This window comes from Pseudomonas sp. AF32 (genome assembly GCF_022342325.2).
In the GTDB taxonomy this organism is placed as follows: domain Bacteria; phylum Pseudomonadota; class Gammaproteobacteria; order Pseudomonadales; family Pseudomonadaceae; genus Aquipseudomonas; species Aquipseudomonas uvaldensis.
In genome coordinates this window covers 240,225-264,928 of sequence record NZ_RQJK02000003.1, presented here as the reverse complement: position 1 = coordinate 264,928, position 24,704 = coordinate 240,225, and the positions used below count along the sequence as shown (strand labels likewise).

The window sequence follows — 24,704 nt, the reverse complement described above, 5'->3', positions numbered from 1 at the left end:
CCTGACTGTATCTTTCTTTTAGGTCTTTCCAAGGAAGTGGAACATGCTGCGACGCCGCATGCTGATCATGTTGGGTGTTGTCCTGCTGGTGGTGCTGTTGCTGGCCGGCTACAAGGCCTTCTCCGTTTACCAGCAAATCCAGATGTTTTCTGCACCGAAACCGCCGATCAGCGTTGCGGTGGCTACCGCCATCGAACAACCGTGGCAGGCACGCCTGCCCACCATCGGCAGCCTCAAGGCCCTGCAAGGCGTGGACCTCAGCCTGGAGGTCGCCGGTACCGTGCAGAAGGTTCTTTTCCAGTCAGGGCAGAAGGTCAAGGCCGGCCAGCCGCTACTGCAACTGGACAGCGAGGTTGAAACCGCCTTGCTGGAAACCGCCGAGGCCGACCTTGGCCTGTCGCAGCTGGACTTCGGCCGAGGCCGGCAATTGGTGGGCAGCCAGGCGATCTCCAAGGGCGAGTTCGACCGGCTCGCGGCGCAGCTGAAAAAGAACCAGGCGACCGTCAACCAGTTGAAGGCTTCGCTGGCGAAGAAACAGATCCTCGCGCCATTCAACGGCACCATCGGCATTCGCCAGGTGGATGTCGGCGACTATCTGGCCAGCGGCACGGTGATCGCCACCCTGCAAGACCTAGGCAGCCTCTACGTGGACTTCTACGTACCCGAGCAGAGGATCCCCAGGCTCGCCATTGCCCAGCCCGTCAATGTCAACGTATCGGCCTACCCCGGCCAGACCTTCGTCGGCACCATCAGTGCCATCAACCCCAAGGTCGAGGACAGCACCCGCAACGTCCTGGTGCGCGCCACCCTGGCCAACCCCGACGGCAAGCTTCTGCCTGGCATGTTCGCCAACCTCCAGGTCATTCTGCCGGACATGGCCGCCGGCATCGTCGTGCCGGAAAGCGCCGTGACCTACACCCTTTACGGCGACTCAATGTACGTGGTGACCCAGAAGAAAGCCGCCGATGGCAGCATCGAAAAGGATGACAAGGGCCAGCCGGTCCTGATCGCCGAGCGACGCTTCATCGAAACCGGCGAGCGCCGTGACGGGCAGGTGCTGGTAACCAAGGGAGTGAACAGTGGTGAACAGGTCGTGATCGCAGGCCAGATCAAACTCGATAACGGTACCCCTGTCGCCATCGCCGATGACAAGACCCTGACCGAACAGAACAGTTCGCCGCGCGCGGACTGATCAAGGAACCCCAATGGCTTTTACCGATCCGTTCATCCGCCGTCCGGTGCTCGCCACCGTGGTCAGCCTGTTGATCGTACTGCTGGGCTTCCAGGCCTGGAGCAAGCTGCCCCTGCGGCAATACCCGCAGATGGAAAACGCCCTGATCACCGTGACCACCGCGTACCCAGGCGCCAATGCCGAAACCATCCAGGGCTACATCACCCAGCCGATGCAGCAGAGCCTGGCCAGCGCCGAAGGCATCGACTACATGACCTCGGTCAGCCGTCAGAATTTTTCGGTGATTTCGGTCTATGCCCGCATCGGTTCCAACAGCGACCGGCTGTTCACCGAACTGCTGGCCAAGGCCAACGAAGTCAAGAACGAGTTGCCCCAGGACGCAGAGGACCCGGTGCTCAGCCGTGAAGCCGCCGATGCCTCTGCACTGATGTACATCAGCTTCTTCAGCAAGGAGCTGAACAACCCGCAGATCACCGATTACCTGTCACGGGTGGTCCAACCCAAGCTGGCGACGCTTCCCGGCATGGCTGAAGCGGAAATCCTGGGCAACCAGGTCTTCGCCATGCGCCTGTGGCTGGATCCCGTCAAGCTCGCCGGCTTCGGCCTGACCGCCGCCGACGTGACCAATGCCGTGCGTCAGTACAACTTCCTCTCGGCAGCCGGCGAAGTGAAAGGTGAATACGTCGTCACCAGCATCAACGCCAACACCGAACTCAAATCCGCCGAGGCCTTTGCCGCGATCCCGCTCAAGACCGATGGCGACAGCCGCGTACTGCTGCGGGACGTGGCCCGGGTGGAGATGGGCGCGGAAAACTACGACACCATCAGTTCCTTCGGTGGCACGCCGTCCGTATACATCGGCATCAAGGCCACCCCCGGCGCGAACCCGCTGGATGTGATCAAGGAAGTGCGCAAGATCATGCCGGAGCTGGAGGCCCAACTGCCAACAAACCTCAACGCCGAGATCGCCTACGATGCGACGCTGTTCATCCAGGCTTCCATCGATGAAGTGGTGAAGACCCTTTTCGAAGCCGTGTTGATCGTCATCGTCGTGGTCTTTTTGTTCCTCGGCGCGCTGCGTTCGGTGGTCATCCCGGTGGTGACCATCCCGCTGTCGATGATCGGCGTGATGTTCTTCATGCAGTTGATGGGCTATTCGATGAACCTCCTGACACTGCTGGCCATGGTGCTCGCCATCGGTCTGGTGGTGGACGACGCCATCGTCGTGGTGGAGAACATCCATCGCCACATCGAGGAAGGCAAGAAACCGTTCGACGCTGCTCTGGAAGGTGCCCGGGAAATCGCCATGCCAGTGGTCTCGATGACCATTACGCTGGCGGCTGTGTATGCGCCGATCGGTCTGCTGGAAGGCCTGACGGGGGCACTGTTCAAGGAGTTCGCCCTGACGCTCGCCGGAGCGGTGGTGATCTCCGGCATCGTGGCCCTGACCCTGTCGCCCATGATGTGCGCCGTACTGCTGCGGCACGACGAGAACCCCTCGGGCCTGGCCCACCGCCTGGACGTGGTGTTCGAACGCTTGAAAAGCCGTTACCAGCGCATCCTCCACGGCACGCTCAATACCCGGCCGGTGGTACTGGTATTCGCCGTGATCGTATTACTGCTGATCCCGGTGCTGGTCATGTTCACCAAGTCCGAACTGGCCCCGGACGAAGACCAGGGCATCATCTTCATGATGGCCAACGCGCCACAGCACACCAACCTCAATTACCTGAACACCTATACCGATCACTTCCTCACGATTTTCAAGGAATTCCCCGAGTACTATTCCTCGTTCCAGATCAATGGCTACAACGGTGTCCAGTCCGGTATCGGCGGCTTCCTGCTCAAGCCCTGGAACGAACGCAACCGTACCCAGATGGAAATCCTCCCTGACGTCCAGGCGCGGCTGGAGTCGGTACCGGGCCTGCAGATATTCGGTTTCAACCTCCCCTCCCTGCCTGGCACTGGCGAGGGGTTGCCCTTTGCCTTCGTCATCAACGCGCCGAAAGACTACGCGACGCTATTGGAGATCGCCGAGCGCGTGAAGAAACGCGCGATGGAGTCCGGCAAGTTCGCCTTCATGGACATCGACCTGGCCTTCGACAAGCCAGAAGTCGTCGTGGATATCGACCGCGACAAAGCTGCCCAGATGGGTGTGTCGATGCAAGACCTGGGCGGTACGCTCGCCACGCTGCTGGGGGAATCTGAGATCAACCGCTTTACCATCGAAGGTCGCAGCTACAAGGTCATCGCTCAGGTCGAGCGCCCCTTCCGGGACAACCCGGACTGGCTGAACAACTACTATGTGAAGAACGCGCGCGGCGAATCCCTGCCCTTGTCGACCCTGATCAAGGTCAGTGACCGGGCCCGCCCCCGACAGTTGAATCAGTTCCAGCAGCTCAATGCCGTCACGATCTCGGGGTTTCCCATCGTAAGCATGGGCGAAGCGATCGAAACGGTTCGTCAGATCGCCCGGGAAGAAGCACCGACTGGGTTCGCCTTCGACTATGCAGGGGCTTCACGTCAGTTCGTCCAGGAAGGCAGTGCCTTGTGGGTCACCTTTACCCTGGCCCTGGCGATCATCTTCCTGGTGCTGGCCGCTCAGTTCGAGAGCTTCCGCGATCCACTGGTCATTCTGGTAACGGTGCCGCTGTCCATTTGCGGAGCACTGATTCCACTGTTCCTCGGTTGGTCGAGCATGAACATCTATACCCAGGTCGGGCTGGTGACGCTGATCGGCCTGATCAGCAAGCACGGTATCCTGATCGTCGAATTTGCCAACCAGTTGCGCAAGGAACAGGGCCTGACACCCAGAGAAGCAGTGGAGCAGGCCGCATCGATTCGTTTGCGGCCGGTGCTGATGACTACTGCGGCGATGGTGTTTGGCATGGTGCCGCTGATCCTGGCCACCGGAGCCGGAGCGGTCAGTCGCTTCGACATCGGCATGGTGATCGCCACCGGGATGTCCATTGGCACCTTGTTCACACTGTTCGTATTGCCCTGCATCTACACCCTGCTGGCCAAGCCAGACAAAGCCGCCTGAAACTCAAAGGCCTCGCACAAGCGAGGCCTTTGAGTTTCACCTTACGAGCTTCAGCTCTGCGGTCGCATACCCTGGGAAAGGCTGAACATGAACAGCAACAGATCATGATCCGGCCGGACAGCCTCGCTTGCCTTGGCCACCCGCGGCACAGGGCAATGAGCATCGGCGGAAGAGGCATTGAGGATCTGCGAGCGGGGCTGCTCCCAAACAGCTACCGCCATCGACGTTACTGCCAGGGCTCCCACCAGGAATACACCTCTAGCAATTTCCAGTTTCATCGTCATAAGCCTTTGATAGCGCTGCCAAACGCCGTTTCATAAAAGTAGACGAGTTTTTTCCAGTCACAATCGCTGAACGACGAGTGGCGACGCAGCTGCTTGAGGTCGTGGGAGGCTGCACTTCGGGCAGTCAGGCGCTGGCGGCTCTTCTCCAGATCCAGCAAGGCCACTTCGGCCTTGGCCGACTCGCTCTCTCCCGTCACACGCACAAACACGTGCTTGGCATAGAGGCAGCCGTGTTGCCAACGCCCCTTGTGCATCCGGGCCAGGTTTTCAGCCAATGCCTGGAGAATGCGGTCATGCAGTGCTTCGCCATGGCGCTCACGCTCGCCTGCGGCGTACCACTGTTCCAACTCTACGAAACCGTCCAACGCATGAGTAACCAGCAATGCGCGCCATTTATGAACCGGATCCCGTTGTGCGCCACAGAAGATAATCTGAGGGACGCCGACGTCCAGCCGGGTCAAGGCCAGGAGCGCGTCCTGCTCGCGCAATACGGTTGGCCGGCCAAACGGATGGAACAAGCTACGGTAGACATGGCCGATCTGACGCTTGGCATACAGCTGTTTGCCGTTGCCGCTGTCAATCCGCTGCACACCACTTTCACCCCCACGACGTACATTCGGAGCCTCTACCCACTCACCCTGCTGACTCCAGAAGTGATCGAAATTGCCCGGATGAACCGTCGACGCCTCTTCTGCCTGCATCACCATGCTGTTACCTCTTGCGTAATACATAAACTCGCCACATGGCATAGAGCGGTAAGAAATCCAATCGTTCTTGAATTCGGAACCCGGCCTGTCGAAACTCGTCTTCGACTGTAGCGACCGGTAACACAAATCGGTTCTGGTAGTCTTTTTGCCCACGGGTACGTTCCAGGCGCTTGCGTTTCCAGGCTTTGAAATTGCCATCAACCCACAATGAAACGATCACGCTGTCTCGGCTGACACGCTCGAATTCCCGCAGAATCGCCAGTCGGTGCGCGGACTCACCAATGTGGTGCAGCAAGCGCATGCAGAAAATGCTGTCGACGGCGTTATCGGGCAAGGCAATGTCGAACGCAGATGTGTGCAAAGGTTGTACCCGTTTGACGACATCGGCCGGTTGCGCCCTCAACGCCGTCATGAGCATCGCCTCGGAGTTGTCCGCGCCGATGATCACCCGATTCGTTTTTTCAGCCAGCAAGGGCCAGAAACGCCCGGCACCACAGGGCAAATCCAGCACGAGACCCGGATCTCCCGCAAGCGACAATGCCCGTCGGGCCAATTGCTCGTCACGAAGATGAGAAAGGCGTCGACTCAAGCCGCTGCGGTGTTTTTGCAGGTATTCCTGGGCGTGTTGCTCGTTGTACTTTTCAGAGAAGTCGAGCTTGATGGCGTTGGACATGGTGGGAACCTCCATAACTGAATGGCTCCCACCTTAGGGTTGGGCATGTCGGTACCAAGTCATCCCTTTGTGAAAACTTTGTCGTGTAAACGGACCAATGTTTTCAAGACTTTTCCATATCCAAAGGGCCGATTGTGGCATTCACGCCTTGGGATTCAAGTCCACTTCGAAATGGCAGCCGTTGGGCTCCATCGTGCTGAGGCTCACCGTCCAGCCCTGGTTTTCGCAAATCCGCTGCACCAACGACAGCCCCAACCCAAGCCCTTCGCCGCGCTTTTCGTTACCCCGCACGAACGGCTCGAACATCGCCTCGCGCTTTTCCTCGGGAATACCGACACCACTGTCCTCGACCACGAAGCCGCTGACGCCAAGAGTGAGCCGAATGAACCCCTGGTCCGTGTAGTGCAAGGCGTTGCGCAGCAAGTTGCCCATGACGGCGGTCAGGAATGTCGCGTTGTACAGCGTGTCGGTGGTTTGTCCCGGCTCGAAGATCAATTCCAGTCCTTTGGATTCGATCGGGGTTCGCCACAGTCCGATGAGGTTCTCGGCCACCTGGCCCAATGTCATTGTAGGGGACATGCCGCTGTCTTCGCGTTGAGTCCTGGCGAGCATCAGGAAAGTCTGCACCAGTTCACGCATCTCTTCACTGGCGCGGTTGATACGCTCGACCTGGGTACGGCCGCGTTGATCCAGTGCCGGGTTTTCCAGCAACAGCTCGCAGGAGGTCGCCAGGACCATCAACGGCGTACGCAATTCGTGGCTTACATCACTGGTGAACAACCGTTCGCGGGTCAACGCCTGGCGCAATCGCCCCAGTGTGGCATCGAACGCCACGGCCAGCTCGCCTACCTCATCGGCGGCATAATCGGGCGCCAGCGGCGGAGCGAGCCCGAGGAGCTGATCGCGATGACGTACTTGGCGTGCCAGGCGCACCACGGGCGCCATCACCCGACGAGCCAGGACCCAGCCCAGGAACACCGCCAGCGCCAGGCTGAGCACGAAGCCCACCAGCACCACGGCGAACAGCACCCGTTCGCGCTCTTCGAAATCGCTCTGGTCCTGCAGCAGTACGTAGTGCCGACCGTCTACGATTTCCACCATGGCGTGATAGGACAATTGTTCACGAAACACTTCATGGAAACCGCGCTCCAGATGGCGCAAGTCCTTGGGCAACTCGAAGTCGCCCGGCCCGCCACTGAAGTAGAACAACTGGTCAGGCTCCGGACGGTGGCTCCAGTCCGACACGCTGTCCATCAGTAACAGACGTTGCAGGTCGCCTCCCAGCCCGGCGGATATCAGCTTTTCTTCCACCAGATGGACCGTCGCCACGATTCCCATGGCGAACGCCCCGGCCACCAATGCGCTCATCAGCGCAAAAGCGATGATGATCCGTTGCGCAAGGCTCTGCTTAAACTCCATCTCTGCCCTCGGCCAGGCGATAACCGACGCCGTGCACAGTGTGCAGCAGCGGTTTGTCGAACGGTTTATCGATGACCTGGCGTAGCTGATGGACGTGGCTGCGCAGGCTGTCGCTGTCAGGGCAATCATCGCCCCACAACGCCTCTTCGAGGATTTCCCGGCGCAGCACATGGGGGCTTTTCTGCATCAGCACGGCCAACAGCTTCAGGCCGACCGGGTTGAGTTTGAGCAGCTTGCCTTCGCGGGTCACTTCGAGTGTGTCGAGATCGTAACTCAGGTCGCCGACCTGCAAGGCGCGCCGACCACCGCCCTGGGCCCGACGCATGACGGCTTCGATCCGTGCCGCCAGCTCCGACAGGGCGAAAGGTTTGATCAGGTAATCATCGGCCCCGGACTTGAAACCCTGCAAGCGATCATCCAGTTGATCCCGGGCAGTGAGCATGATCACCGGAGTATCGCGCCGCGCATCTTCGCGCAAGCGCTTGCACAAGGTGTAGCCGTCGATACCCGGCAGCATGATGTCCAGCACGATCAAGTCGTAGTGTTCAGTGGCGGCCAGATGCAACCCCGATAAACCGTCCTGGGCACAATCGACGGTGTAGCCTTTCAGGCCCAGGTAATCGGCCAGGTTAGCCAGGATATCGCGGTTGTCTTCGACCAATAGAATTCGCATCGGCATCTCCTCTGCTCACGGTAGACGGGCGTCGTGGCCCGCGCAGCTTAAGGCCAAGTGTGACTCACGGCTAGAGGCATGCGGCCCCCTTGGCAGGATGGAGCGCCGGACGTTGACGAGTTTTTCACCCGGCATTCACACCTCGCCAATGCAACGTAACGCACACTGCGCGCTGAAAACTCCCACCGAAGGTACCGCCATGGTCTCCACCGTCGTCCGTCCCGCTTCCAGGCCACTGAATTTCCGGATCGTCCTGGGCGTGCCCGCAGTTGTTGCGCTGGTCCTGGTGTTGCTGGAACTGACGACATTGGACATGACGCTGGCCAGGCTGTTCTACGACCCGGACGGCGGTGGTTTCATCGGTCGGCACAGTTTTTTTCTGGAAGACATCCTGCACGACCGGGCCAAACAAGTGGTCATTGGTTTTTCGGTGCTGGCGATCCTCGGCTTCATTGGCTCCTTCTCCGTCGCCCGGCTCAAACCGTTCAAGCGGGAACTGGGTTGCCTGGTGTTGTCCCTCGCACTGGCGACGTCATTCGTCACCCCGATGAAAGCCGTGACAGCGGTGCAATGCCCCTGGAGCCTGAAGGAATTTGGCGGCAAGGAAACCTACAGCGAACTGCTGAGTTCGCGCCCGACCACCGACAAGCCCGGCCGGTGCTGGCCCGGCGGCCATGCCGCGACCGGCTTCACCCTGTTTGCGCTGTTCTTCGTCCTGCGCGACCGACGCCCGCGTCTTGCTCGCCAGGCCCTGGTGTTCGCCTTCACCCTGGGAACGGTGTTTTCCCTCAGCCGAATGATGCAGGGGGCGCATTTCTTTTCCCACAACGTGTGGACCGCGGTGTTCTGCTGGCTGATTTGCCTGGGGTGTTACTACTTCATCCTGTATCGACCGGCCGCCACGACCGACCGCGTAGCCCTGCCCGACCCAGCCAGAGCCTGAGGCCATTTCAGGGGTGGGCGGGCCTGCAATAAAGATGTTGGAGCTGATGGCCCATCGCGAGCAGGCTCGCGCCCACAGTTGATCTTCAGTGGTCATTGGCCTTTGCGCCCACGACAGTCTCTGGAAACCAATAAAAAACCCCGCCTGCTTACGCAGGCGGGGTTTTTCAGTACAGGGGTAAGGCTGGCTTACATCATGCCGCCCATGCCACCCATGCCGCCCATGTCTGGCATACCGCCGCCAGCAGCACCTTCTTTCTTCGGTGCGTCAGCCACAGCGGCTTCGGTGGTCAGGATCAGACCGCCGATGGAAGCGGCAGCTTGCAGGGCCGAACGGGTGACCTTGGTTGGGTCCAGGATACCCATTTCGATCATGTCGCCGTATTCGCCAGTCGCGGCGTTGTAGCCGAAGCTGCCTTGGCCGTTCTTGACCTTGTCGACTACTACGCTTGGCTCGTCGCCGGAGTTGGCAACGATCTGACGCAGAGGCGCTTCAACAGCACGACGCAGCACAGCGATACCCACGTCCTGATCGGCGTTGTCGCCTTTGAGTTGGGTCAGGGCTTCCAGAGCGCGGATCAGCGCTACGCCACCGCCAGGTACCACGCCTTCTTCGACGGCTGCGCGGGTGGCGTGCAGGGCGTCTTCAACGCGGGCTTTCTTCTCTTTCATTTCAACTTCGGAGCCAGCGCCAACCTTGATCACTGCAACGCCGCCGGACAGCTTGGCCAGACGCTCTTGCAGTTTTTCACGGTCGTAGTCCGAGGAGGTGTCGGCAACCTGGGCACGGATCTGCGCGATACGCGCTTCGATGTCGCCTTGTACGCCAGCACCGTCGACGATGATGGTGTTTTCCTTGGACAGGGTCACGCGCTTGGCGTTACCCAGGTGCTCCAGGGTGGTGCTTTCCAGGCTCAGGCCGATCTCTTCGGAGATGACGGTACCGCCGGTCAGTACGGCGATGTCCTGCAGCATGGCCTTGCGACGGTCGCCGAAGCCTGGTGCCTTGACGGCTGCCACTTTGACGATACCGCGCATGTTGTTCACAACCAGGGTCGCCAGGGCTTCGCCTTCGACGTCCTCAGCCACGATCAGCAGTGGGCGGCCGGCTTTGGCAACGGCTTCCAGTACTGGCAGCATCTCGCGGATGTTGGAGATCTTCTTGTCGACCAGCAGGATCAGCGGGCTTTCCAGCTCGGCAACCATGGTGTCCGGCTTGTTGACGAAGTATGGGGACAGGTAGCCGCGGTCGAACTGCATGCCTTCAACAACCGACAGTTCGTTTTCCAGGCCCGAGCCTTCTTCAACGGTGATCACGCCTTCCTTGCCGACTTTTTCCATGGCTTCGGCAATGATGTCACCGATGGAGTTGTCGGAGTTGGCGGAAATGGTGCCTACCTGGGCGATGGCCTTGGAGTCGGCGCAAGGCTTGGACAGACCCTTGAGTTCCTTGACGATAGCGATGGTCGCTTTGTCGATACCGCGCTTGAGGTCCATCGGGTTCATGCCGGCAGCAACGGCCTTCAGGCCTTCGTTGACGATCGACTGAGCCAGAACGGTCGCGGTGGTGGTGCCGTCGCCTGCATCATCGTTGGCACGGGAGGCAACGTCCTTGACCAGCTGCGCGCCCATGTTTTCGAAACGGTCTTCCAGCTCGATTTCCTTGGCTACGGAAACGCCGTCCTTGGTGATGGTCGGAGCGCCAAAGCTCTTCTCGATGATCACGTTACGGCCTTTCGGGCCCAGGGTCGCTTTTACCGCGTCAGCCAGGACGTTGACACCGGTGAGCATTTTCTTACGGGCGGAATCGCCGAATTTAACTTCTTTAGCAGCCATGATCGATATTCCTTAAATACTGTGTAGTAGCGGGAAATTGAGCGGGGAATCAGCCTTCGATAACAGCGAGGATTTCGCTCTCGCCCATTACCAGCAGGTCTTCGCCGTCGACTTTTACAGTGTTGCTGCCGGAGTAAGGGCCGAACACAACCTTGTCACCCACTTTCACGGCCAGCGCACGTACTTCACCGTTTTCCAGTGCCTTGCCTGGACCTACAGCGAGAACTTCACCGTGGTTGGCTTTTTCAGCAGCCGAACCTGGCAGGACGATACCGCCAGCGGTTTTCTTCTCTTCTTCGCTGCGACGGATGACGACGCGGTCATGCAGAGGACGAAGCTTCATTGTCGATCTCTCCTAATTTTGGTTTTCATCGGCCGGTGTAGTCCCGGCGGGTTTAACAAAAGCCGGCAGAGCCGGGTGCGGTTCGTCAGTCGAACCGCGGAAGTCTGTCCGGTGTTGCCACCGGTAACCTTGCGGTGACCGATACATAAGGGCGCACAAGTGGATTACAAGGGCCGGGACGAAAAAAATTCTTCAGCCGCCCCACAAACGAACACGGCACCCGAAGGTGCCGTGCGGTGGTGTCATTTGGAGTCCCGGTGCTCGAACTCGCCTTCGATCACATTGGGCTCTCGGCCAAGCGGCTCTCGCGGGGCCGGGCCGCCACGAGGCTGGAGATCATCCGCGAAGGCCCGCTGGCGCATGGCCTGCTCTTCTGCACGCTGGCGCATCTTGTTGGCCAGCAAGCGGCGGGTGAACGGCAGCAGCATGACCAGCCCCAGCACATCGCTGATAAAGCCTGGCAGGATCAACAGACCGCCGCCCAGCGCCAGCATCAGGCCTTCGAGCATGGTCTGGGCAGGCAGCTCGCCACGGCTGAGGCTTTCACGGGCACGCAATGCCGTGGCGAGACCGGCGATGCGCAGCACGAACACGCCGAGCATGGAGCCAAGAATGATCAGCAGCAGGGCCGGGAAAAAACCGATCGCACCGCTGACCTTGACGAATACGAACAGCTCCAACACCGGAAACAGCAGAAAGAGCAACAAAAAAGGGCGCATCAAAGGGTTCCTCAACGCAAGAATGCCTTGCTATGAAACCCTAAATGACGTCGCCCTTTCGTGAATTCAAGCGCCGACCTCGGTATTTTTCGGCCATTGTTCGGCGTGGGCCAGGTAAACCAAGGCTTCGCGTACTTGTGTCGGAGTGTTGCAAGGCTCTTGGAACGCCAGCCAGTACAACCCCTGGCCGATGCGCAGGTGCATGCCTTCGCTGTCGATGCCCACCAATTGCGCCGGCTCGGTCCTGGGCAGGTCGGCCAACTCCACATAATGGGCGATGGCCTTGGCGTGATCGGCGTTCATGTGCTCGATCATGCTGGCCTCGGCCTTGCCGGCGAAGGGATTCGGCAGGGTGATCCGCTCGATCCAGTGAATCGCGCCGAAGCCACCGATATAGCGATGACGCACCGGGTCAAGCACCCAGAAATCGAAATCGTGGGCCTTGTGGTAGTTCCGGGATTCGGGGAAGTAGCGGTAATAACGTTCGGCGGCAGCCTCGATGGCGTCACTGTCTTCCAGCTTCCGCGCTTCGGCCAGGTAAGTAAGGCGGCCTACGGCTTGCACATCTTCGGCGCCCCGCTCCCCCACCAGCATCGAACACTTGGGATCTTTCTGCAGATTGTGGGTGTGCTGGGCGATACGGCTGATCAGGATCAGCGGCCGGCCCTGCTCGTCCAGGCAGTAAGGCACCACGGAACCGAATGGGAAACCGGGCATGGACTTGGAATGGGTGGAGAGCATCCCACGGTATTCCTTGAGCAGTAATTCTCGGGCATGCTTGGCAGCGTCAGCGCTCAATTTATGACTCCTTTGATGAGATCCGTCTAAAAAACGATCAAGCATCCTCAACCGTTCCGTCACCAGGACATGCGAATGCAACTCACCGACAAAGTAATCATTATCACCGGCGGTTGCCAGGGTCTGGGCCGCTCCATGGCCGAGTATTTCGCCGGCAAGGGCGCGAAGCTCGCCTTGGTCGACCTCAATCAGGAAAAACTCGACCAGGCGGTCGCCGCTTGCAACGCCAAGGGCGTCGAGGCTCGGGCGTACCTGTGTAACGTGGCCAATGAAGAACAAGTGAGCGATATGGTCGCCCGGGTAGCCGAGGACTTCGGGGCGATCCACGGTTTGATCAACAACGCCGGGATTCTGCGCGACGGCCTGCTGCTCAAGGTCAAGGACGGCGAGATGACCAAGATGAGCCTGGCCCAGTGGCAAGCGGTAATCGATGTCAACCTGACCGGCGTGTTCCTGTGCACCCGCGAAGTGGCCGCGAAGATGGTCGAGCTGAAAAACAGCGGTGCCATCATCAACATCTCCTCCATTTCCCGCGCCGGCAACATCGGCCAGACCAACTACTCGGCCGCCAAGGCCGGCGTGGCCGCCGCCACCGTGACCTGGGCCAAGGAACTGGCACGCTATGGCATCCGTGTCGCCGGCATCGCACCGGGCTTCATCGAAACCGAGATGACCCTGGGCATGAAACCCGAGGCCCTGGAGAGAATGACCTCCGCGATTCCGCTCAAGCGCATGGGCCGGGCCGAGGAGATCGCCCATTCGGCGGCTTATATTTTCGAGAACGACTACTACACCGGACGGATCCTGGAGATGGATGGCGGGTTGCGTATGTGAATATCGCTAAACCCAAATGTGGGAGCGGGCTTGCTCGCGAAAGCGGTGTGTCATTCAACTATCAAGTCGACTGATCTGCCGCATTCGCGAGCAAGCCCGCTCCCACATTAGCCGCAGTTCAGCGTTTAATCGTCGCTGATTGTGATGTTGGGCATCGCTGGCGCGGCGGCTTCCTGCAAGACGATCCGTGCGCCCACATGGCGGGCCAGTTCCTGGTAAACCATGGCGATCTGGCTTTCCGGCTCGGCGATGACCGTCGGCTTGCCGCCGTCGGATTGCTCGCGGATCAGCATGGACAGCGGCAGCGAAGCCAGCAGTTCGACGCCGTACTGGTTCGCCAGTTTTCCCCCGCCCCCCTCGCCAAACAGATGTTCCGCATGGCCACAGTTCGAGCAGATGTGAACGGCCATGTTTTCCACCACGCCCAATACCGGGATGTTCACCTTGCGGAACATCTCCACCCCCTTACGGGCGTCCAGCAGCGCCAGGTCCTGCGGCGTAGTGACGATCACCGCGCCGGCCACCGGGACCTTCTGCGCCAGGGTCAGTTGAATATCGCCGGTGCCGGGCGGCATGTCGATCACCAGGTAATCCAGGTCGCCCCAGGCAGTTTGCGTGACCAATTGCAACAAGGCGCCGGACACCATCGGCCCGCGCCAGACCATCGGCGTGTTGTCGTCGGTCAGGAACGCCATGGACATGACTTCCACGCCATGGGAACGGATCGGCACGAACCACTTCTGGTCCTTGACCTGAGGCCGGGTGCCCTCGGCAATGCCGAACATGATGCCCTGGCTCGGCCCGTAGATGTCCGCGTCGAGCATCCCGACCTTCGCGCCCTCGCGGGCCAGGGCCAGGGCCAGGTTCGCGGCGGTGGTGGACTTGCCCACGCCGCCCTTGCCCGACGCCACGCCGATTACGTTCTTCACGTTTGCCAGGCCGGGGACCTGCGCCTGGGCCTTGTGGGGGGCGATCACGCTGGTGATCTCGACTTTGGCGGCGCTCACTCCGTCCAGGGCTTCGATCGCCATTTGCAGCATCTGCGCCCAACCGCTCTTGAACAGGTCGGCGGCGTAGCCGATTTCCAGCTGGACGCTGACGCGCTCGCCCTGGATATCGATACCGCGCACGCATCCGGCACTGACCGGATCCTGGTTCAGGTAGGGGTCGGTATATTGACGAAGGACGGCTTCCACCGTTGCGCGATTGACGGCGCTCATGGGCAACTCCGATGACAGGACTTGAAAACAGGCCGCTATCCTAGACCCGATTACCCGCATGTGAATACTTTTGTGGCGAGGGGATTTATCCCCGCTGGGCCCGGAGCGCCCCAAAGGGTGAAAAAAAGCCGCTGGCGCTTTATAGTGGCCGACCTCCGTTTCATCAAGTAGCCGAGCCCCATGTCCGAGCCACGCAAGATTCTCGTCACCAGCGCCCTGCCCTATGCCAATGGTTCGATTCACCTCGGCCATATGCTGGAATACATCCAGACCGATATGTGGACGCGCTTCCAGAAACATCGCGGCAACCAGTGCATCTATGTCTGCGCCGACGACGCCCACGGTTCGGCCATCATGCTGCGCGCGGAAAAGGAAGGCATCACCCCGGAACAACTGATCGCCAACGTCCAGGCCGAACACAGCGCCGACTTTGCCGAGTTCCTGGTGGACTTCGACAACTTTCACTCCACTCACGCCGAAGAAAACCGTGAGCTGTCGAGCCAGATCTACCTGAAGCTGCGTGACGCCGGGCACATCGCCACCCGTTCGGTCACCCAGTATTTCGACCCGGAAAAGAACATGTTCCTGGCCGACCGCTTCATCAAGGGCACCTGCCCGAAATGCGGCACCGAAGACCAGTACGGCGACAACTGCGAAAAATGCGGTGCCACCTACGCACCGACCGACCTGAAAGACCCGAAATCGGCGATTTCCGGCGCCACCCCGGTGCTCAGGGACTCCCAGCATTTCTTCTTCAAGCTGCCGGATTTCCAGGAGATGCTGCAAACCTGGACCCGCAGTGGCACGTTGCACGACGCGGTGGCCAACAAGCTCGCCGAATGGCTCGACTCTGGCCTGCAAGAGTGGGACATTTCCCGCGATGCGCCGTACTTCGGTTTCGAAATCCCCGGCGAGCCCGGCAAGTATTTCTACGTGTGGCTGGATGCGCCCATCGGCTACATGGCGAGCTTCAAGAACCTTTGCGATCGCACGCCTGAGCTGGACTTCGACGCGTTCTGGGGCAAGGACTCCACGGCCGAGGTGTATCACTTCATCGGCAAGGACATCGTCAACTTCCATGCGCTGTTCTGGCCCGCCATGCTCGAAGGCGCCGGTTTCCGCAAGCCGACCGGCATCAACGTCCACGGCTACCTGACCGTCAATGGCCAGAAGATGTCCAAGTCCCGCGGCACCTTCATCAAGGCCCGGACCTACCTGGACCACCTGTCGCCGGAATACCTGCGCTACTACTATGCCTCCAAGCTGGGCCGTGGCGTCGACGACCTGGACCTGAACCTCGAAGACTTCGTGCAGAAGGTCAACTCCGACCTGGTGGGCAAGGTGGTCAACATCGCCAGCCGTTGCGCCGGGTTCATCCACAAGGGCAATGCCGGTGTGCTGGTGGCGGGTAATGCCGCGCCGGAACTGACCGACGCCTTCCTGGCAGCGGCGCCAAGCATCGCCGATGCCTACGAGAGCCGCGACTTTGCCCGTGCCATGCGCGAAATCATGGCCCTGGCCGACCGCGCCAATGCCTGGATCGCCGACAAGGCCCCGTGGTCGCTGGCCAAGCAGGAAGGCAAGCAGGACGAAGTCCAGGCCATCTGCGCTCTGGGCATCAACCTGTTCCGCCAGTTGGTGATCTTCCTCAAGCCGGTGCTGCCGCTGCTGGCCGCCGATGCCGAAGCGTTCCTGAACGTTGCGCCGTTGACCTGGAACGATCATCAGGCCCTGCTGAGCAACCATCAACTGAACGAATTCAAACCGTTGATGACCCGCATCGACGCCGCCAAGGTGCAAGCCATGATCGACGCCTCCAAGGAAGACCTGGCCGCCAGCCAGACCGACACCGGCGCTCCCGCCGGCAATGGCGAACTGGCCAAGGACCCGTTGTCGCCGGAAATCGACTTCGACACCTTTGCCGCCGTCGACCTGCGCGTCGCCCTGATCGTCAAGGCGGAAGCCGTCGAGGGTGCCGATAAGCTGCTGCGCCTGACCCTGGACATCGGCGATGAGCAACGCAACGTGTTCTCCGGCATCAAGAGTGCCTACCCGGACCCGGCGAAGCTCGAAGGCCGCTTGACGATGATGATCGCCAACCTCAAGCCTCGCAAAATGCGCTTCGGTGTCTCGGAAGGCATGGTGATGGCGGCCGGCCCGGGCGGCGAGGAAATCTACCTGCTGAGCCCCGACAGCGGCGCCAAGCCGGGTCAGCGAATCAAGTAACCGCGACGGCGCGCTGTAACCGATCCCACAGTCGCCTTGCCGGCGGCTGTGGGATTTTCGTATCCGGTCGCGTGCCGGATAATGCTCATACCTGTAACAGACTCCTTGTTCCTCACATACCATGTCTGACCTTTTCCTCACACTGCTCGGCACTGCCTTGATCAACAACTTGGTGTTGCATTGGTCGCTGGGCGTCGATCCGCTGTTGGCGGTGGAAGGAAGAAAACAGGTGCATGCCCTGGGCCTGGCGTCGACCTGCCTGATGCTGATGGTCGGCACCCTGGGTCATGCCATCGACCATTGGCTGCTGGTACCGGCCAACCTCACCTTCCTGCGCCTGTTCGTCTGGCTGCCCTTGAGCGTGCTGCTGATCGGGCCGTTGCTGCGCCTCTTGTCCGGCTGGTTGCCAGCGCTGTCGTTCGAGGGCCTTTGGCCGCTGCTGCTTGGTAACGCCGGTATACTGGGCGTCGCGCTGCTCAACAGCCAGGACGATCAAGGACTGCTCCACGCCATGGCTTTGAGCCTGGGCGCCGGGCTGGGTTTCTGGCTGGTGTTGAGCCTGTTCGAGGATTTGCGCCAGCGCACTATCGATAACGATATTCCCCTGCCCTTGCGTGGCCTGCCGATTCAGTTGATCGGTGCCGGACTGATGGCGGTGGCGTTCCTTGGATTGCGCGGGCTGGTCAAGACATGAACCTGATTCAACGTATCGACGCCCTGCTGCCACAGACCCAATGTGGCAAGTGCGGCCATCCGGGCTGCAAACCCTACGCCGAAGGCATCGCCGCCGGAGAGCCGATCAATAAATGCCCGCCCGGCGGAACCGAAACCATCTCGGCCCTGGCCGAACTGATGAAAGTGCCCGTGGTGGAGCTGGACACCAGTCGCGGCACGGCCCCTGCGCAAATCGCCTTCATTCGTGAGGCCGAGTGCATCGGCTGCACCAAGTGCATCCAGGCCTGTCCGGTGGATGCCATCGTCGGGGCGGCGAAACTGATGCACACCGTGCTCATCGATGAATGCACCGGCTGCGACCTTTGCGTGGCGCCTTGTCCGGTCGATTGCATCGAGATGCGACCGCTGCCGGCCGCGACCGTGCTGCCGATCATTGGTGGCCTGGCTTTCAGCGTCGAAGAACAGCGGGCGCGAACCGCCAAGCGCAATCACGCCAGGCACCGTTTCGAACAGCGCAACGCACGCCTGCGTCGCGAAGAAGAACAGCGTCAGGCCGAGCGTCTGGCCCGTAACCAGCGCGCGACAAAGGTGGCGGAGCAGACGCTTGACCCCGTACAAGCCGCACTTGAACGGGTGCGTGCACAAAAAGCCGCCAGTGCCGACGCTGCGTTGAAAAAAGCCAAGATCGACCTGGCGATGAGCCGGGCGCAGTTGAACAAGTCCCTGAAAGCGTTCGGTCATCCACCGACCTTTGAACAGCAGTCGCAGCTGATCCTGCTGCAACGCCAATTCGAAGCAGCGGAACAGGCCCTGGCGCAACTGGAGAACGCCGCGCCACCTGTGGCACCAGCACCAGATGCGGAGTTGAAACGGGCGAAGATTCAATTGGCGATGCGGCGTGCGGAGCTGAGCAAAGCCCGGGCGGCGGCCGTCGCGGATCAAGCGCTGGAGGTCCTGGAGAAAGCGGTGAAGGACGCCGAACACCTGGTGGACGCTCATGCCCGGTCCTGACGCCTCGCAGCATGCGCTGCGGCAAGCAATGAGGCGCGTGCTGCTGGCGACCCTGCCCGGGATACTGGCACTGATGTGGGTTTACGGTTGGGGCGTTGCGCTCAATCTGCTGTTATCCGGGCTCACCGCGATGGGCGTCGAAGCATTGGTCCTGCGCTTGCGACATCGGCCGCTCACCCCCGAACTCAACGACGGCAGCGCGCTGGTCAGCGCCACACTGCTCGCATTGGCCCTGCCGGCGTATTGCCCCTGGTGGCTGACCGTGACCGCGGCCACCTGCGCCCTGTTATTCGGCAAACACCTGTGGGGCGGCGTTGGCACCAATCCGTTCAACCCGGCAATGCTCGGGTATGCCCTGGTACTGGTGGCGTTTCCCTCCCATATGAGCCAATGGCCAACACCCTACGGCGTCGGTTTGCTCGAAGGCCTGCAACAGGTCTTCGGCATTCATCCACCAGCCGATGCGTGGGCCGGCGCGACAGCGCTGGACAGCCTGCGCATCAATAGCAGCCTGACCATAGACGAACTGTTCGCCAGCCACCCGGCGTTCGGACGCTTTGGTGGAAAAGGCATCGAATGGGTCAACCTGGCTTTCCTGGCAGGCGGCCTGTTTCTACTGCAGCAACGTGTGTTCAGCTGGCATGCGCCGGTTGGCATGCTGGCCAGCCTGTTCATCATCAGCCTGCTGTGCTGGAACGGTTCGGGCTCGCAATCCCATGGCTCACCGCTGTTTCACTTGCTCACCGGAGCGACTTTTCTGGGTGCGTTCTTTATCGTGACCGAACCCGTCTCGGGGGCCAAGGCTCCGCTTGCCCGCCTGCTGTTTGGCGTGGGCGTGGGGCTGCTGGTCTACTTGATCCGCACTTGGGGAGGCTACCCCGACGGCGTAGCCTTTGCAGTGTTGCTGATGAATCTTGGCGTGCCGGCGCTGGAGCGTTTCGCCGAGGCACGGCAAAGGCGGCAGGCGACATGAGCAATTCCCGTGGTATTACGATCCTGATCCTGTTGACCGTGCTGGGCGTCGGGGCTACCTACCTCATGCAGATCGGCACCGTCGAGCGCATCGAAGCCCGACGCCAGGCCAACGCCAACAGAACCTTGCTCGACGTACTACCAGCCGACCTTTACGACAATCAACCATTGGCGGTCTTGATGAAGCCCGTCCCCCTGGCGCATAGCACGTTGCTGAGCGGCTACCTTGCGACCCGTTCCGGCCAGCCCTCTGCCATCCTGTTTCGCACTCAGGCGTTGGGCTATGAAGGCACCCTCGAGCTGATGATCGCCATCGACACTTCGGGTCGGTTGCTGGGCGTCAAGACCCTCCATCAGTCTGAAACACCTGGTCTGGGCGCGGCGATTGCCGATTGGCCCAATGCCTGGCTGCGGACTTTCAACGGCAGATCGCTGCAGTCCACCCTCGACAGCGACTGGGCGTTGAAAAAAGAGCAGGGCCAGTTCGACCAATTGGCGGGCGCGACGGTAACGTCCCGGGCTGTCCTCCAGGCGGTACACGACACATTGCGTTATTTTGACGAGCACAAGGTTGCCTTGGCCGCAGGGGCTACACAATGACCGTCTCATCCCGACTGGCACGCGGCCTGTTACTGGTTCCCCTGATCGGTGCGAGCCATGCGTTGAAAAGTGCGCTGGGCCTGTGGCTGGCATGGACGTTGATCAGCATCGCCCACGGCTTGGCCATCACTCCTCTGCGACCTCGTCTGACGATCTGGCAGCGACGGCTGGCCTCCGTCGTGCTGGCCGCCACCCTCACCGCTTGCGCAAGCCTTGCCGCACAGGCTTGGGCGCCGGCGGCCTATCAACCATCAAGCCTGTACATCGGCTGGATAGCCCTGAGCTGCGTGGTGCTGGAACACGACCACGTCTTCGTCGAGTCTCGCTTGCCAGGCCATGCCCGACTCGCCGGACTGTTCGGCTTGTTGATGGTCGGCCTGGGTGCCCTGCGCGAATTGATCGGCCACGGCACGCCACTGGCCCAACTGGCCCCAGGCGGGTTCCTCCTGCTCGGCTTGCTGCTGGCGGCCCTGGAATCCGTGAAATCCCCACCATCGCCCAAGGAAATGCCGCGCCCATGAATGCCGCAAAGCGCCTGGAAATATTTCGCCGTTTTCACGAAGACAACCCGGAACCGAAAACCGAACTGGCCTACTCTTCGCCGTTCGAGTTGTTGATTGCGGTGATTCTGTCAGCCCAGTCCACCGATGTCGGTGTCAACAAGGCCACCGCCAAGCTGTTCCCCGTTGCCAATACCCCGGAGGCGATCTACGCCTTGGGCGTCGAAGGGTTGTCCGAATACATCAAGACCATCGGGCTGTTCAACAGCAAGGCAAAGAACGTGATTGAAACCTGCCGCCTGCTGATCGAACGCCATGGCAGCGTCGTTCCCCAGACCCGCGAAGCCCTGGAAGCCCTTCCGGGTGTCGGTCGCAAGACCGCCAACGTGGTACTCAACACAGCATTTCATCAGCTGACCATGGCGGTTGACACCCATATCTTCCGTGTCAGCAACCGGACCGGCCTGGCCCCCGGAAAAAACGTGGTGGAGGTGGAAAAGAAACTGATGAAGTTCGTGCCCAAGGAGTACCTGCTCGATTCCCATCATTGGCTGATCCTTCACGGGCGCTACGTCTGCCTGGCGCGTAAGCCCCGCTGCGGCAGTTGCAGGATCGAGGACTTATGCGAGTACAAGCACAAGACCTCCGACGATTGAAGCTCTATTACTTTTATTGATCCGCCGATTGAAAAAATCTTTTTTACCCGCTGGGTGTTTATCGATATAAGGAGCGCCAAAGGCAGCCTTAGCCTGGAGTCGAACCCATGAGTACTGGTAAAGAACAACTGGATGTAGAAGACGATTTCATCGCCGCTGAAGCCGAAGACATCGAACCGGTGGTGGTGGAGGTCCCCAAGACCAACCTGAGCAAACGCCGCACCATCGATAACCTGCTGGAAGAGCGTCGCCTGCAAAAGCAATTGGCCGACTACGACTTTGATCTCTGACACGTAAAAGCCTCCCTGATGGAGGCTTTTTACCGTGTACGCCTCACCGCAAGCCTCACACCAGCCCGTTACGTTGCGCCAGTTCGATCAGATCGACCAGCGAACGGGCATTGAGCTTCAACAACAAGCGGGTCTTGTAAGTACTGACGGTCTTGTTGCTCAAGAACATCCCATCTGCAATTTCCTTATTGGTTTTGCCACGCGCCAGTTGTTGCAGCACCATCATTTCCCGCCCGGACAGACGGTCCACCATATCCGACTCGCTGGCATTCCCCAGACTTGAACGAACCGTATGCAGTGCCTGGTTAGGGAAATAACTATAGCCGGACAATACCGCCTTGATTGCACTCAATAACTCGGTGAGATCCTGTTGCTTGCATACATAACCAGCCGCGCCCGTCTGCATGCAACGCATCGAAAAATGCCCGGGGGATTGGGAGGTCAATACCAATACTTTAAGGGGCGAAGGATTGGAGGCCAGCCGTGCAATCACCTCCAGTCCATCCAGTTTCGGAATGCCAATATCGAGAATAACGATATCCGGCGACTGCTCTCGGGCAAGTTGAAGGGCATCGACACCGTTATCCGTTTCGGCAACAACTTCATATCCATGACGCTCCATCAGCAAACGTACAGCAAGACGAATGACGGGATGATCATCCACGATCAGCACTTTATTCATGGGCAAATCCAACTTCGCTGTTCGAGTTTTTAGAGCACGCACAATAGCCTAGTCATTTCTACCTTGGCATGCTGCCCCCCCTGACCGCTCACACCGAAAGACGCAACCTACAAGCAACACAGAAAATTCCTACAAATTAGCCTGGAAATAATGTGCCAAGAATTTGTCCAGCGGGAGAGGATCGCTTTTCCGACAGCGCAAGCAACCCCAAGAACGGCAGAGCTTTGGTTCAGCGACACGCTTGACCGCTGACCACAACAGCCTGCGACTCATAAAAAGTTACTGAATTATTTATCAATAAATCAGCACCCATTACGCACCGATACATATGGATTTATATAAGAAGACCCGCCAAAGTCAATCCGACGAACATAACAAGAAACGCCCTTGTCCGGCCTCCCATACAACCCCGACGCTATTAAAACTTTATTAAACATCAATCACCGAGCCTAAATAATCCATGAGCCTCCACCATGAACAAACCCTTGAAGACCATTACCAACCCGATGACATTGATTGCCATATTCGCGACATTATCCGAAACCTCCGCAGCCATTTCCTTGCCGTTCCTGGATGATCAGGATCGCGAATATTATCTGTGGTTCCTGATCAGCTTTCCCTTTTATCTGCTGCTGCTCTTCTTCATTACACTCAACTTCAACTACCGCTCGTTATATTCACCGTCAGATTTCCGCAAGAACAAACACTTCGTCAAGACGATGGACGATTCGACAGGTCGACACAAACGCGTGTGGCATCAGCCACGCAAGACGAGGGTTTGGCTGATACATCTGCACCGGGAAAGCCATCCGACACAACGTGTGGTGTTCTTCCTGTGCAGCCATCCGGAACTTCGGGTCGAGGCTCGTCGGTCAAAACGACCCAAGCAAGCCACAAAGCCTGGGGAAATCACCCTGTACGTTGTCTACAGCCACGATAAGCCACCGCTCCGAGCAGGCGGACAGGAGGAATGAGAGACACGCAGAAGCATCTGCGACAGGCGCGCGACACGAACAGGGAGGAAAGGTCAAAAAAGGCCTGCACATGGCAGGCCTTTTTTTGGATCAGAACAGCTTGCGGCCCTTGTTTGCCGCAATGCGCATGCGCAAGGCATTGAGCTTGATGAAGCCGGCCGCGTCGGCCTGGTTGTAGGCCCCACCGTCTTCTTCGAAGGTCGCGATATTGGCATCGAACAGCGAGTCGTCGGACTTGCGCCCGGTGACGATCACGTTGCCCTTGTAGAGCTTCAGGCGCACGACACCGTTCACGTTGACTTGGGAGGCGTCGATCATCTGTTGCAACATCAGACGCTCCGGGCTCCACCAGTAGCCGGTGTAGATCAGGCTGGCGTACTTGGCCATCAGCTCGTCTTTCAGGTGAGCCACTTCACGGTCCAGGGTGATCGATTCGATTGCCCGGTGAGCGCGCAACATGATGGTACCGCCCGGGGTTTCGTAGCAACCACGGGATTTCATGCCGACATACCGGTTCTCGACGATGTCGAGTCGACCGATACCGTGTTCACCGCCGATGCGGTTCAGGGTCGCCAGCACGGTGGCCGGGCTCATTTCCACGCCGTCCAGCGCGACGATGTCACCGTTGCGATAGGTCAGTTCCAGGTACTGCGGGGTGTCGGGGGCCTTTTCCGGGGAAACGGTCCAGCGCCACATGTCTTCTTCGTGCTCGGTCCAGGTGTCTTCCAGCACGCCGCCTTCATAGGAGATGTGCAGCAGGTTCGCATCCATCGAGTACGGAGATTTTTTCTTGCCGTGACGCTCGATCGGAATCCCGTGCTTCTCGGCGTAGTCCATCAGTTTTTCACGGGACAGCAAGTCCCATTCGCGCCAAGGGGCGATGACTTTAACGCCGGGCTTGAGGGCGTAAGCGCCCAGCTCGAAACGCACCTGGTCGTTGCCTTTGCCGGTGGCACCGTGGGAAATGGCGTCGGCGCCGGTTTCGTTGGCGATTTCAATCAGACGCTTGGCGATCAGCGGACGGGCGATGGACGTACCGAGCAGGTACTCGCCTTCGTAGACGGTGTTGGCACGGAACATCGGGAACACGAAGTCGCGGACGAACTCTTCGCGCAGGTCATCGATGTAGATCTCTTTGACGCCCATGGCCTGAGCCTTGGCGCGTGCAGGTTCGACTTCTTCGCCCTGCCCCAGGTCAGCGGTGAAAGTCACCACTTCGCAGTTATAAGTGTCCTGCAGCCACTTGAGGATCACCGAAGTGTCCAGGCCGCCGGAATACGCCAGAACGACCTTGTTTACGTCCGCCATGCCATCACTCCACGGGTTGTACGGAAAGCCGTGAAGTCTAACGTCCGGCGCGGATAATTTACAGAGGCGCGACAGCTTATGACGACGAAGCGACAGATTATGTCGAACGCGCGACGACCCTATCGAG

General features: G+C 59.7%; 25 protein-coding genes. 13 read left to right on the top strand and 12 right to left on the bottom strand.

The features are described from left to right. Positions 1-43: 43 nt before the first annotated feature. Together EGM97_RS04785 and EGM97_RS04780 are read left to right on the top strand one after the other, a co-directional pair. Entirely contained in the window at positions 44-1,192 is a 1,149-nt protein-coding gene (locus EGM97_RS04785; protein ID WP_238961139.1) for an efflux RND transporter periplasmic adaptor subunit, read from the top strand. A 13-nt stretch (positions 1,193-1,205) separates the two neighbouring features. After that, a complete protein-coding gene (locus EGM97_RS04780) occupies positions 1,206-4,235 on the top strand; it encodes a multidrug efflux RND transporter permease subunit (protein ID WP_238961138.1) in 3,030 nt (1,009 codons plus the stop codon). A 50-nt stretch (positions 4,236-4,285) separates the two neighbouring features. Here EGM97_RS04780 and EGM97_RS04775 read toward each other — a convergent pair whose 3' ends face one another. From EGM97_RS04775 to colR, 5 genes are all read right to left on the bottom strand, one after another. Next, positions 4,286-4,513 (bottom strand): hypothetical protein, encoded by a 228-nt coding sequence (locus EGM97_RS04775; protein ID WP_238961137.1) that lies wholly within the window; start codon positions 4,511-4,513, stop codon positions 4,286-4,288. A gap of 2 nt (positions 4,514-4,515) precedes the next feature. Beyond that, positions 4,516-5,226: a lipopolysaccharide kinase InaA family protein gene (locus EGM97_RS04770; RefSeq protein WP_238961136.1), complete on the bottom strand. Its 711-nt coding sequence runs from the start codon at positions 5,224-5,226 to the stop codon at positions 4,516-4,518. 4 nt (positions 5,227-5,230) lie between these two features. Further along, on the bottom strand, positions 5,231-5,899 hold the full coding sequence (locus EGM97_RS04765) for a class I SAM-dependent methyltransferase (protein ID WP_238961135.1): 669 nt from the start codon (positions 5,897-5,899) through the stop codon (positions 5,231-5,233). 141 nt (positions 5,900-6,040) lie between these two features. After that, complete coding sequence (locus EGM97_RS04760) at positions 6,041-7,318, bottom strand: sensor histidine kinase (protein WP_238961134.1); 1,278 nt, start codon at positions 7,316-7,318, stop codon at positions 6,041-6,043. Further along, positions 7,308-7,991 (bottom strand): two-component system response regulator ColR, encoded by a 684-nt coding sequence (gene colR, locus EGM97_RS04755; RefSeq protein ID WP_025215158.1) that lies wholly within the window; start codon positions 7,989-7,991, stop codon positions 7,308-7,310. The genes EGM97_RS04760 and colR overlap by 11 nt, the downstream gene beginning before the upstream one ends. A 199-nt stretch (positions 7,992-8,190) precedes the next feature. Between colR and EGM97_RS04750 the strand changes: the two genes are divergently transcribed. Further along, positions 8,191-8,934, top strand: a complete 744-nt coding sequence (locus EGM97_RS04750; protein WP_238961177.1) for a phosphatase PAP2 family protein — start codon at positions 8,191-8,193, stop codon at positions 8,932-8,934. A gap of 188 nt (positions 8,935-9,122) precedes the next feature. Here EGM97_RS04750 and groL read toward each other — a convergent pair whose 3' ends face one another. From groL to EGM97_RS04730, 4 genes are all read right to left on the bottom strand, one after another. After that, a complete protein-coding gene (groL, locus tag EGM97_RS04745; protein WP_238961133.1) occupies positions 9,123-10,769 on the bottom strand; it encodes a chaperonin GroEL in 1,647 nt (548 codons plus the stop codon). Positions 10,770-10,818: 49 nt separating this feature from the next. Further along, entirely contained in the window at positions 10,819-11,112 is a 294-nt protein-coding gene (locus tag EGM97_RS04740) for a co-chaperone GroES (RefSeq protein WP_053147119.1), read from the bottom strand. Between the two features lie 242 nt (positions 11,113-11,354). Then, positions 11,355-11,831 (bottom strand): FxsA family protein, encoded by a 477-nt coding sequence (locus EGM97_RS04735; RefSeq protein ID WP_053147117.1) that lies wholly within the window; start codon positions 11,829-11,831, stop codon positions 11,355-11,357. Between the two features lie 66 nt (positions 11,832-11,897). Next, the gene (locus EGM97_RS04730) at positions 11,898-12,629 is read right to left on the bottom strand and encodes a HugZ family pyridoxamine 5'-phosphate oxidase (RefSeq protein WP_238961132.1); all 732 of its coding nucleotides are present in this window, start codon (positions 12,627-12,629) and stop codon (positions 11,898-11,900) included. A gap of 75 nt (positions 12,630-12,704) precedes the next feature. Here EGM97_RS04730 and EGM97_RS04725 point away from each other — a divergent pair, with 75 nt between their 5' ends. After that, on the top strand, positions 12,705-13,463 hold the full coding sequence (locus EGM97_RS04725) for an SDR family oxidoreductase (protein WP_238961131.1): 759 nt from the start codon (positions 12,705-12,707) through the stop codon (positions 13,461-13,463). Positions 13,464-13,588: 125 nt separating this feature from the next. Here EGM97_RS04725 and apbC read toward each other — a convergent pair whose 3' ends face one another. Continuing rightward, positions 13,589-14,683 (bottom strand): iron-sulfur cluster carrier protein ApbC, encoded by a 1,095-nt coding sequence (gene apbC, locus EGM97_RS04720; RefSeq protein ID WP_238961130.1) that lies wholly within the window; start codon positions 14,681-14,683, stop codon positions 13,589-13,591. Between the two features lie 180 nt (positions 14,684-14,863). Here apbC and metG point away from each other — a divergent pair, with 180 nt between their 5' ends. The 8 genes from metG (at position 14,864) to EGM97_RS04680 (ending at position 21,613) form a co-directional block, all read left to right on the top strand. Next, positions 14,864-16,909 (top strand): methionine--tRNA ligase, encoded by a 2,046-nt coding sequence (gene metG, locus EGM97_RS04715; protein ID WP_238961129.1) that lies wholly within the window; start codon positions 14,864-14,866, stop codon positions 16,907-16,909. Between the two features lie 121 nt (positions 16,910-17,030). Next, complete coding sequence (locus EGM97_RS04710) at positions 17,031-17,603, top strand: Rnf-Nqr domain containing protein (RefSeq protein WP_238961128.1); 573 nt, start codon at positions 17,031-17,033, stop codon at positions 17,601-17,603. After that, positions 17,600-18,595: an electron transport complex subunit RsxB gene (gene rsxB / locus EGM97_RS04705; protein ID WP_238961127.1), complete on the top strand. Its 996-nt coding sequence runs from the start codon at positions 17,600-17,602 to the stop codon at positions 18,593-18,595. Before EGM97_RS04710 ends, rsxB begins: the two co-directional genes overlap by 4 nt. Next, the gene (locus EGM97_RS04700) at positions 18,582-19,568 is read left to right on the top strand and encodes an RnfABCDGE type electron transport complex subunit D (RefSeq protein WP_238961126.1); all 987 of its coding nucleotides are present in this window, start codon (positions 18,582-18,584) and stop codon (positions 19,566-19,568) included. The genes rsxB and EGM97_RS04700 overlap by 14 nt, the downstream gene beginning before the upstream one ends. Then, positions 19,565-20,167, top strand: coding sequence for an RnfABCDGE type electron transport complex subunit G (locus EGM97_RS04695; protein WP_238961125.1), 603 nt, complete (start codon positions 19,565-19,567; stop codon positions 20,165-20,167). The genes EGM97_RS04700 and EGM97_RS04695 overlap by 4 nt, the downstream gene beginning before the upstream one ends. After that, entirely contained in the window at positions 20,164-20,688 is a 525-nt protein-coding gene (locus EGM97_RS04690; RefSeq protein ID WP_238961124.1) for an Rnf-Nqr domain containing protein, read from the top strand. The genes EGM97_RS04695 and EGM97_RS04690 overlap by 4 nt, the downstream gene beginning before the upstream one ends. Continuing rightward, a complete protein-coding gene (nth, locus tag EGM97_RS04685; protein ID WP_238961123.1) occupies positions 20,685-21,323 on the top strand; it encodes an endonuclease III in 639 nt (212 codons plus the stop codon). The genes EGM97_RS04690 and nth overlap by 4 nt, the downstream gene beginning before the upstream one ends. Before the next feature lie 107 nt (positions 21,324-21,430). Then, positions 21,431-21,613 carry a PA3496 family putative envelope integrity protein gene (locus EGM97_RS04680; protein ID WP_238961122.1) on the top strand — a complete coding sequence of 61 codons (183 nt, stop codon included), beginning with the start codon at positions 21,431-21,433 and terminating at the stop codon, positions 21,611-21,613. A 55-nt stretch (positions 21,614-21,668) separates the two neighbouring features. On the opposite strand, the gene EGM97_RS04675 is transcribed toward EGM97_RS04680, so the two are convergent. Then, positions 21,669-22,295 carry a response regulator transcription factor gene (locus tag EGM97_RS04675; RefSeq protein WP_053147095.1) on the bottom strand — a complete coding sequence of 209 codons (627 nt, stop codon included), beginning with the start codon at positions 22,293-22,295 and terminating at the stop codon, positions 21,669-21,671. Between the two features lie 473 nt (positions 22,296-22,768). Here EGM97_RS04675 and EGM97_RS04670 point away from each other — a divergent pair, with 473 nt between their 5' ends. Continuing rightward, on the top strand, positions 22,769-23,269 hold the full coding sequence (locus tag EGM97_RS04670; protein ID WP_238961121.1) for a hypothetical protein: 501 nt from the start codon (positions 22,769-22,771) through the stop codon (positions 23,267-23,269). A gap of 90 nt (positions 23,270-23,359) precedes the next feature. Here EGM97_RS04670 and EGM97_RS04665 read toward each other — a convergent pair whose 3' ends face one another. Further along, positions 23,360-24,577: an argininosuccinate synthase gene (locus EGM97_RS04665; protein ID WP_053147088.1), complete on the bottom strand. Its 1,218-nt coding sequence runs from the start codon at positions 24,575-24,577 to the stop codon at positions 23,360-23,362. Positions 24,578-24,704 lie beyond the last annotated feature (127 nt).